The sequence below is a fragment of the Rheinheimera riviphila genome, assembly GCF_004005945.1.
GTDB classification, from domain to species: domain Bacteria; phylum Pseudomonadota; class Gammaproteobacteria; order Enterobacterales; family Alteromonadaceae; genus Pararheinheimera; species Pararheinheimera riviphila.
On sequence record NZ_SACS01000042.1, the window covers coordinates 1 to 9,453 of the forward strand.

Sequence of the window (9,453 nt, forward strand, 5' to 3'; positions counted from 1 at the left end):
GAAAAATTCTATCTACCAGATAACTACGACATCGCCGACCGATTCAGACAGCATATGGCAGAATATGCTGTCCGATGGGCGGCTTAAGGTGGATAAATTCGTGGGGATCCCTCAGACTCTGACCCCGAATTATTGGCTATAACCGGCCGATTTCGAACATGTTGTAGATGAGGCCGGCGGCACCTGCTATAAAACCGACACTGGTGCCAATCATACAACCGATTTTGTTGTTACGTTGCCGCCGGGCAAAGGCCGGATCAAGCCTGGCTTGTTCGGCCAGTCGCGGGCCAATCAGTTTTGCTACGCGTAAGTTTGAGATCAGCAGTCCGATTAAAAAGACCACAAATGCGCCTAATGGTCCCCAGGCGCTGCTGGTCATTTCATAACCCAGCGTCAACAACACGCCTGAAAATACCACCCAGGAGATGGTTTGATTGCGGATCCGCCGCAGTGCTACCCGTTCAGGTTCGTCTTTGGCGTTTTTCAGCACCGCTTGCATCCCGAAATACACCCCGGCGACGCCCGCTAAGGCGCCAATCATCGCGCCGCTGAGCAGTAATCCCAGTTTGCCGAAGAAACCTACATTGGCCGAAGAACTTCCGGAGGCCGCAAAGGCAGCTCCGGCAGCTGCTGCGGGCGGACTTGCCGTCACCAGCAGCGACGCCAGCATGGCGCTAAAACCAATACCCGGTGCGGTACTGAGTAGTAAGTTGCCATAACGGCTCAGCAGCTGTTCTTTCAGTAAGTCCCGCACTCTGGACAGTTTTTTACGCACATTGGCATCCGATAACCCCAGCAATTCCGCCACTTGCTGGCTGGACTGGTCTTCGCGGTAATACAGCAACACGATTTCGCGGCTATCTTCCGGCAAGCCGTCAATCAAGCCCTGGATCAGCAGATTTTGCTGATCCCGTTGTAAATTATCGGCCACTTCAGCGGTTGGGTCAGCAAACTGTGCCAGCAATAACTCAGCTTCGTCACCCACCACTTGCTGCTTGACTCTGTTGTCGCGCAGGTAGTTGTAAGCGCGATAGCGGGTGATTTGTCGCACCCAAGGCAGGAAACTGGCCGGTTCGCGCAAAGTGCCGAGCTGTTGCCAGACATGAATAAACACCTGCTGCGCCACTTCTTCACTGGCATCTAAATCTTTGACAATCGCCAGCGCAATGCCGGTCACCGTCTGGCGGCAGCGCTGAATTAACCGCTCGAACGAAGGGATATCACCAGCACTGGCTTTGGTTACATCTGGGATCAACTGTTGTTCAATCAGGGTCAGCATGTTATTTCTCCGCCAGGAACTGGTTGATTTGATTCAATAACCATACGGGCTCGTCCCACATCATAAAGTGCCGTGATTGCCAGTTAAATACAAGGGTCGCCTGCGGAATGTTGTTAATTTGTTGTTTGTATAGTGCTTCGACTGCCGGACGCATTGCGTCGCTTGGCAAGGCACCACCGGCACCTAGTTGTAATACCGGTTGGTTGATGTTGCTGACTTTGTCACGTAAATCGGTCGACAACAGTTCATAAATCGCCTGGCCGACCGCCTTTGGATCTGACTGCGCTCCCATTTGCTGGACGCGCTCGCGGGTGGCCGGTTCGCGCGCCTGAATTTCCATGCCTTGTTGCATAGTCGCTGCCAGCTGCGCGGGTTGCATCTGCGCATAAAAATTGCGGATGCCCTCGGCCTGGGCTTTGACGGAAGCGACCGTGGATTTCGAGTCGCGGGTAAACACCGGTGCCAAAAACGGCAGGCCATCGACTGCGATAATTTTGCCGATGGTATCCGGCGCGCTACTGGCTAAGTCGTAGGCCAGAAAAGCACCAAGGCTGTGGCCGATAATGGCCGGGCGTTGCAGTTTTTCGGTTTGGATGTAGGCAAGAAGTTCGGATTTCACCACCGGCAACAACGCACCTTCGATGGCGGGTTGTCCGGCAAAACCGGCGATGCTGATCAGGTGCAACTGATGGGTTTTACTGAGTTCAGTGGCGGTTTGTTGCCAAACCCGACTGTCCGACATTAGCCCTGGGATCATAATAACCGGGCTGCCCTGGCCCTGAACTTCCACCGTAAAGCTTTTTGCCGCTTCGGCGCTACTGGAAACACTTGCCATAATCGCGACTAAAACGGCAAACAGCGCGGATTTGCGGGAAGAACATTTCAAAGTGGTTTGACTAAACATCATAGATCCCTCGGTGATTTAAGCTGCATTGATGCAGGGTTCAAAACCAAGACACTGCAGCGCTGGCGGATGTGACAACTATTTGCAGATTTTTTTAAGAATTTATTGGCTGCATATTTTTGTAGCTTGGTTTTACAAACGTGCGACCGATGTCGCACAATTAGCTTGACCTATGTGTGACATTTGTCGCACCCTAAAAAGGATGTCAACTTTTAAGGAAAAACCATGAAATTCTGGATAGCCGCACTGGCCTTATTGAGTTTTAGCCTGTGCGCCGAGGAACAATTTCCGGCTTATGAATTACCCAACACCCAGGTGCACCAATTACCGGCGCAAAAAAATGGTCGCCATTATGAAATCTGGGTCGATTTGCCCGCTTCTTATGCCAGTGCAACCCGTCCGTTACCGGTGCTGTTTGTGACGGATGCCAATTATGCATTCCCGCTGATCCGCAGTATCCGCAACCGGCTTGGCGCTGGCGGGCAAAATATTGAAGACTTTGTGCTGGTCGGTTTGTCTTATGCCAAAGGCGATAGTCCAACCGATAGCCGCAGTCTTGATTACACGCCAATTGCAGTCACGGCGCAGCAGCGCACGGCCGAGAATTTCAGTGCCAAAGCTTATGGCGGTGGGGCTTTGTATGCTGATTATTTAAAACGGCAAGTGATCCCTTTTGTGCTGAAAAATTACCGCATCGACGCCAAACGGAAACTGTTTGTCGGTCATTCTTATGGTGGGTTATTAGGCGCGCAAATTTTGCTGACCCAGCCGGATACTTTTGATACTTATATTCTAAGCAGCCCTTCGTTGTGGTTTTCTGACAAACATATGCTGAAACTGGCCGGAAAAGTGACCTCGGAAAAAGCCGATCTAACCGCAAGAGTACAGTTATATGCCGCTGAATTTGAACAGATTAAACCTGGCCCCAGGTATGCCAGCAAGGTGAGCATTGTTGCTGATATGCAATTGTTTGAACAACAACTGAAAAAGCCTGGTTACCCCGGCCTGCGGATCGACAGCCAGGTGATTGCCGATGAAGATCATCTATCGGTGTTCCCGTCGATGATTAGCCGTGCTTTAGTGAAGTTGCTACCTGGCTATGGGCCTTATACCGCCGGTTGATGGTCACTGCTATCGTTGAAACAGCTGCAGAGCTAAGTGCGGCAAAAAGCCGTATGCTGCTGGAGCAGGTTGCTATCAACATAGGGATCGATCATGACCAAAGAAAAAGGCAGCAAAGTACCCACTAGCCGACTCGCGCGCTTTGGCGGTTTGGCCAGTTTGGTTGGCAGAGTTGCCGGCGGCATGTTGGCCGAAGGGGCCCGGCAGGTAGCACAAGGGCAAAAACCTGGGTTGCAACAAATGTTGCTGACGCCCGCCAATGCGCAGCGGGTGGCAGCGCAGCTGTCGCAAATGCGCGGTGCGGCGATGAAGTTAGGTCAGTTGTTGTCGATGGATGCCGGGGATTTATTACCACCGGCATTAACGGCGATTTTGTCGCAACTGCGTGCCAACGCCAGTCCGATGTTACCGGCGCAGCTTGCAGCCTTGCTGCAACAACAATGGGGCCAGCAGTGGCAGCGCAATTTTAGTCACTTTGCCTTTTCGCCGATGGCCGCGGCGTCGATCGGCCAGGTACATCAAGCCAATCATGATGATGGCAGTGCGCTGGCGGTAAAAATTCAATATCCCGGCATTGCCACCAGCATCGACAGCGATATCGACAATGTGGCGACCTTATTGCGGTTAAGCGGTTTATTGCCCGATGGCATCGCGCTACAACCGCTGCTGGCCGAAGCCAAACAACAATTACACAAAGAAGCAGATTACCTGCAAGAAGCCGCTTATTTGCAGCGTTATCGTCAGCTTTTGGCCGACGATCCCAACTTTTTGTTGCCAACCTTGTATCCCGAACTTTCTACCCGACAGATCCTGACCATGGGTTTTGTCGAAGGCGTGCCGGTTGAAGATTTATTGTCACAGCCGCAGGCATTGCGGGATCGGGTGATGTCGTTGTTATTTCTGCTGTTATTTAAAGAAATCTTTGAGTTCCGACTGGTACAAACTGACCCGAATTTTGCCAACTACCGGTTTAATTTGCAGACCGGCCAGCTGGTATTGCTCGATTTTGGTGCTTGCCGCGATTATTCCGTCGACATCAGTCAGGGTTATCGGTTGCTGTTTCAAAGCTTATTGGAAAACGACGAAGCACTGCAGTTGCAGGCGTTACAGCAAATTGGCTATTTCAGTGCGGAATTTCGTGCTGGCACAGCTCCGGCCCAACTGCAGGCGGTGATGGCGCTGGTCAGTCTGGCTGGCGAACCTTTGCAACAGCAGGGCGCCTACGATTTTGCGACTTCCGATCTAGCGAGTCGGATGCGGGAAGCCGGTATGCAGTTGTCGCAGCAATTACAGAATTGGCATACGCCGCCGGTCGATGCGTTGTTTTTGCATCGCAAAATGGCCGGGCTGTTTTTACTGGCGAAAACGCTTAAAGCGCGGGTTGATGTGCGTGCATTATTGTTACCATTTATCGAAACTGCTGTTTAGGACAGGCGGCCATCGAACTTCCTCAGTAGAAATCTCTGCTTAAGCCCCTTTTTTATGTCAATTACGAAATAAAAGCCATCTAAATGGCTGAAAGTCTGTTTTGTCGGTGTTTTTGTAATCTATCAGTGTTGAGTACCAAGCAAGAACAGGCTAGGGTGGTTTAAAAATAAGCAAAACCTCCGCATACAACATAGATGCGGAACTCGGGATTTAAGGCAGACTGGCAACAAGTCGCAGCAACAGAGGAATGAGATATGTCGCAATATGCTGCTTTAAGGGCCAACGTCGGCCTGCTCGGCACACAACTGGGTGATACGGTCCGCAATCAGCTTGGACCGGCGGTGCTGGAGCGGATTGAACAAATTCGCCAGCTGGCAAAACAGGCGCGTCAGGGTACAGATGCTGAACATCAGCAGCTGAAGCAAATTCTGGCCAGTTTAACCGACGATGAAATTCTGCCGGTGGCACGGGCGTTTTCGCAGTTTCTGAACCTCGCCAATTTGGCCGAACAACATCACACCATCAGTAAAGCGGGCCATAGTGCCATTGAAAAACCCGAGCCGCTGGCCGAGTTGCTCACGCTTTTGAAAACCAAAAATGTTGATGTGGTGAAAACCCGGCAAGCTGTCGCCGATTTATCAATTGAACTGGTACTGACGGCGCATCCGACCGAAGTCACCCGTCGCACTTTAATCTATAAACTGACGCAGATTGCCGATTGTCTGGCTGAGTTAGAGCAAGATTTAACGCCGCTCCAGCGCGGTAAAATTGAATTACGGCTCAGTGACTTAATCACCCAAGCCTGGAACACCAACGAAATTCGCGAACAAAGACCGACGCCGGTCGATGAAGCCAAATCTGGTTTTGCAGTGATTGAAACCTCGTTGTGGCAAGCCATTCCGGAATTTATCCGCGAGCTGGATACGGCATTAAAACCGGTGCTGGGTCATGGTCTGGCGCTCGACGCGGCGCCGATTAAATTCTCCAGCTGGATGGGCGGCGATCGCGACGGTAACCCTTTTGTCACCGCCAAAGTCACCCGCCAGGTGTTGCTGCTCAGCCGCTGGAAAGCTGCCGATTTATTTAACCGCGATTTAGAAGTGCTCGGCAACGAATTGTCGATGAGTCCGGCCAATGAAGCATTGCAGGCTGCCGCCGGTGGTTCGAGCGAGCCGTATCGTGAAGTGTTAAAACAGCTGAAAAACAAACTGGTGCATACCCGCGACTGGCTCGGCGAAGCGCTGAAGCATGACCGGCTGCAAAAACCAGACGATTTGTTGTGGTACAACGCGCAGCTACTGGAACCTTTGTTGCTGTGTTATCAGTCGCTGCTTGATTGCAAAATGGAAGTGATTGCCAATGGTCAGCTGCTCGATACGATCCGACGCGCTTATGCCTTTGGTCTGACGTTACTGAAGCTCGATGTGCGGCAGGAATCTGGCCGCCATGCGCAGGTGTTCAGTGAGTTCACTAAATATCTCGGCCTCGGTGATTACGCGCAGTGGGACGAAGGTGCACGGCAAGCGTTTTTACTGAACGAGCTTAATAGCAAACGACCGTTATTTCCGAAAAATTGGAACCCGAGTGCCGAAGTGCAGGAAGTGCTCGATACCTGCGATATCGTGGCGCGTCATGGCAGTGAAGCTTTATCGACTTATGTTATTTCGATGGCCGGACAGCCGTCGGATGTGTTGGCGGTGCAACTGCTGCTGAAAGATGCCGGCATCAGTTTCCCGATGCGGGTCGCGCCGTTGTTTGAAACTCTGGCCGATTTAACCAATGCCCCGAATTGCATCAGTAAATTGCTGGCGATTGATTGGTACCGTGGTTATATCCAGGGCAAACAGGAAGTGATGATTGGCTATTCCGATTCGGCCAAAGACGCCGGTGCAATTGCCGCGGGCTGGGCGCAATACAGCGCGCAGGAAGCCTTGGTGGCGATTTGCCAGCAGGCCAAAGTGCAGCTGACGCTGTTCCATGGCCGTGGCGGTACTATCGGTCGTGGCGGCGGTCCGGCGCATGCCGCGATTTTATCGCAGCCGCCAGGATCATTAGCCGGTGGTCTGCGGGTGACTGAACAAGGCGAGATGATCCGCTTTAAGTTTGGTTTGTCGCAGTTGGCACAACGATCACTCGCGCTATACGCCTCGGCCGTGCTGGAAGGGGTGTTGTTACCACCGCCAGTCCCAAAAACTGAGTGGCGTGATTTGATGCAGCAATTAGCCACTGATTCCTGCGAAGCATACCGTGCCATCGTGCGGCATCACCCTGATTTTGTACGGTATTTCCGCGCCGCAACGCCGGAGCTTGAGCTTGGGCAATTGCCGCTGGGCAGCCGTCCGCCGAAACGGAACCCCAATGGCGGTGTCGAAAGTTTACGGGCGATCCCGTGGATTTTCGCCTGGTCGCAAAACCGCTTGATGTTACCAGCCTGGCTCGGCGCAGGTGCTTCGCTCGCGACTGCAGTAGCACAAGGTAAAACCGATTTGATCCATCAGATGCGGGCGCAGTGGCCATTTTTCGCCACCCGTTTGTCGATGCTGGAAATGGTTTATCTAAAAGCTGATGCGCAAATTGCTGAATATTATGATGAAAAGCTGGTTCCTACCGAGCTGCAGCATCTGGGTGTCACTTTACGTGCGCAACTGGCGGCAGATAGCGCCTTGTTGTTGCAACTGATTGATGCACAAGATTTTATGGCTAAAGAAAGTTGGATCCGAGAATCAATTATGCTGCGCAACACCTACGTCGACCCGCTGCATATTCTGCAAGTAGAATTGCTCAACCGGGTGCGGCACGCGCCGGAGACAGTGAACGACAATATCAAACGCGCTTTGATGGTGACGATTGCTGGGATTGCGGCGGGGATGCGTAATTCGGGTTAATGGGCGCTGGGCTGGAGATAGCTGCGGGATCAGCGATTGTCGCTGATCCCGCAACAACTTGCTGTCAACGTCAGAGTTTAAACTCTTTATTGCCATGTTTTTTGGCAAACAGTTGTAACGGCACATCGTTGCAATTGACGTCGCTATAAAATTGCTTGGGTTTACTCAGGGTATTTTGCAACGCAGCAAACGCCTCATTCGAAGTGGCAGCAGCCACACAAATTTCGGTTTCGACATTCTCCATCTTTTTGTCAAAAGCAAAAACGGCCACTTTGGTCGAATTTTCTCCGGCACTTTGTTTAAATTTTTTCGCAAACTTTTCCAGACTCAGACCATTACAGGTAAAATTCGCCAATTCCACTTCGCCAAATTTGTACTGCATTGCTTTTTGTTTTAGTTCAGCGTCCGAAGTCGCCGCTGCGATGCAGATTTCAGAGAAAATCGAAGCATCGGCATTCACTAATTGGGTTTCTTGTGCCAGAACTGGGAGGGTAAAAATGCTGCAGATCAACAAGGTAGTCAATTTTTTCATACAGTCGCCTTATAGAGTAAAAGCTAGCGCCGAAGCGCGACTGTTTAACTGTAGTAGAGCGATGTCGGTTGTAAAGTCGTTGTGTGAGCAGCATCCGCTGGAACTGTGCGTGCGTTCGACTTTGCATCGGGATTGTTGTTTTGTGATGGGGATCCCGGATACAACTGCATAAGTGGCAGTTCGTTTTGTTGAATGTAAGGAGAAAACCAGATGACATCTGTACCTGAAAAAGATTGGAAAGTGTTAAGCGGCCTGAAAGCTAATTTGCTGAACTCTGCATGTGAGTCCATTTTTCAACGCGTCGAGCACATATTATCAACCCGCCAAGGTCAGGAGCATGCCAGCTACTTAGAGCTTTGGAAGTTAATTCAACACGACGATAAGGCGATTGCCGAGATGTTTGATGATGTGACACGCAGCAAAGCCATTTATAAAATTATCGCTTTAAGACAGCATGGGATCCTCACCGACGCGCAATTGGCACTGTTTTCACAACAAACACAGGATGCGGTGGCGAAGTTTTGTACATACAGGAGCAGTTAACATGGAGAGCGAAGATGAGGTCGTGTTTTTCGGTGTACAGCCGAAGTGAGTGATTCCATCCGGCGCACTGCCGCTGACGCGGCGAGTGGCGCCCTACGGTATTTGTTTTAGAAAATATATTTTGATTTTAAAACAACATTTTAAGCATGCTTTGAACGTAGGGCGTACTCGCCGAAGGCAGTACGCCGTTATGCCTGCCAGAGTCGAATCATCATCAAATCCTCATCCGGCGCACTGCCGCTGACGCGGCGAGTGGCGCCCTACAGTATTTGTTTAAAAAATGTTTTGCTTTTAAAATAATATGTTAAGCATGCTTTGAACGTAGGGCGTACTCGCCGAAGGCAGTACGCCGTTATGCCTGCCAGAGTCGAATCATCGTCAAATCCTCATCCGGCGCACTACCGCTGACGCGGTGAGTGGCGCCCTACAGTATTCATTGTTTAAATAATATTTTTGATCTTAAAACAAGATGTTAAGCATGCCTTGAGCGTAGGGCGTACTCGCCGAAGGCAGTACGCCGTTATGCCTGCCAGAGTCGAATCATCGTCAAATCCTCATCCGGCGCACTACCGCTGACGCGGTGAGTGGCGCCCTACGGTATTCATTGTTTAAATAATATTTTTGTTTTTAAAGCAAGATGTTAAGCATGCCTTGAGCGTAGGGCGTACTCGCCGAAGGCAGTACGCCGTTATGCCTGCCAGAGTCGAATCATCGTCAAATCCTTGGCTTGGGGTTGTGGATTGACTGCAGCGACCGAAAG

Annotated in this window: 7 protein-coding genes; 4 read left to right on the top strand and 3 right to left on the bottom strand. The window is 51.1% G+C overall.

The window, feature by feature from the left end; genetic code table 11:
• Positions 1-136: 136 nt before the first annotated feature.
• Together EOE67_RS20215 and EOE67_RS20220 are read right to left on the bottom strand one after the other, a co-directional pair.
• Positions 137-1,279: an RNA polymerase sigma factor gene (locus EOE67_RS20215; protein WP_127701401.1), complete on the bottom strand. Its 1,143-nt coding sequence runs from the start codon at positions 1,277-1,279 to the stop codon at positions 137-139.
• Between the two features lies 1 nt (position 1,280).
• On the bottom strand, positions 1,281-2,183 hold the full coding sequence (locus EOE67_RS20220) for an alpha/beta fold hydrolase (RefSeq protein WP_164852454.1): 903 nt from the start codon (positions 2,181-2,183) through the stop codon (positions 1,281-1,283).
• 225 nt (positions 2,184-2,408) lie between these two features.
• Between EOE67_RS20220 and EOE67_RS20225 the strand changes: the two genes are divergently transcribed.
• The 3 genes from EOE67_RS20225 (at position 2,409) to ppc (ending at position 7,618) form a co-directional block, all read left to right on the top strand.
• Entirely contained in the window at positions 2,409-3,305 is an 897-nt protein-coding gene (locus EOE67_RS20225) for an alpha/beta hydrolase (protein WP_127701407.1), read from the top strand.
• A gap of 93 nt (positions 3,306-3,398) precedes the next feature.
• A complete protein-coding gene (locus EOE67_RS20230; protein ID WP_206099682.1) occupies positions 3,399-4,733 on the top strand; it encodes an ABC1 kinase family protein in 1,335 nt (444 codons plus the stop codon).
• Between the two features lie 254 nt (positions 4,734-4,987).
• A complete protein-coding gene (ppc, locus tag EOE67_RS20235; protein ID WP_127701410.1) occupies positions 4,988-7,618 on the top strand; it encodes a phosphoenolpyruvate carboxylase in 2,631 nt (876 codons plus the stop codon).
• 70 nt (positions 7,619-7,688) lie between these two features.
• Here the strand turns inward: ppc and EOE67_RS20240 are convergent, their stop codons facing one another.
• Positions 7,689-8,150 carry a hypothetical protein gene (locus tag EOE67_RS20240; RefSeq protein WP_127701412.1) on the bottom strand — a complete coding sequence of 154 codons (462 nt, stop codon included), beginning with the start codon at positions 8,148-8,150 and terminating at the stop codon, positions 7,689-7,691.
• Between the two features lie 210 nt (positions 8,151-8,360).
• Here EOE67_RS20240 and EOE67_RS20245 point away from each other — a divergent pair, with 210 nt between their 5' ends.
• The gene (locus EOE67_RS20245) at positions 8,361-8,693 is read left to right on the top strand and encodes a hypothetical protein (RefSeq protein ID WP_127701414.1); all 333 of its coding nucleotides are present in this window, start codon (positions 8,361-8,363) and stop codon (positions 8,691-8,693) included.
• The last annotated feature ends 760 nt before the right edge of the window (positions 8,694-9,453 follow it).

Excerpts from the sequence above, each read along its gene's own strand:
- EOE67_RS20215 (WP_127701401.1), bottom strand. The coding sequence starts at position 1,279 with ATGCTGACCCTGATTGAACAACAGTTGATCCCAGATGTAACCAAAGCC.
- EOE67_RS20220 (WP_164852454.1), bottom strand. The coding sequence starts at position 2,183 with ATGTTTAGTCAAACCACTTTGAAATGTTCTTCCCGCAAATCCGCGCTG.
- EOE67_RS20225 (WP_127701407.1), top strand. The coding sequence starts at position 2,409 with ATGAAATTCTGGATAGCCGCACTGGCCTTATTGAGTTTTAGCCTGTGC.
- EOE67_RS20230 (WP_206099682.1), top strand. The coding sequence starts at position 3,399 with ATGACCAAAGAAAAAGGCAGCAAAGTACCCACTAGCCGACTCGCGCGC.
- ppc (WP_127701410.1), top strand. The coding sequence starts at position 4,988 with ATGTCGCAATATGCTGCTTTAAGGGCCAACGTCGGCCTGCTCGGCACA.
- EOE67_RS20240 (WP_127701412.1), bottom strand. The coding sequence starts at position 8,150 with ATGAAAAAATTGACTACCTTGTTGATCTGCAGCATTTTTACCCTCCCA.
- EOE67_RS20245 (WP_127701414.1), top strand. The coding sequence starts at position 8,361 with ATGACATCTGTACCTGAAAAAGATTGGAAAGTGTTAAGCGGCCTGAAA.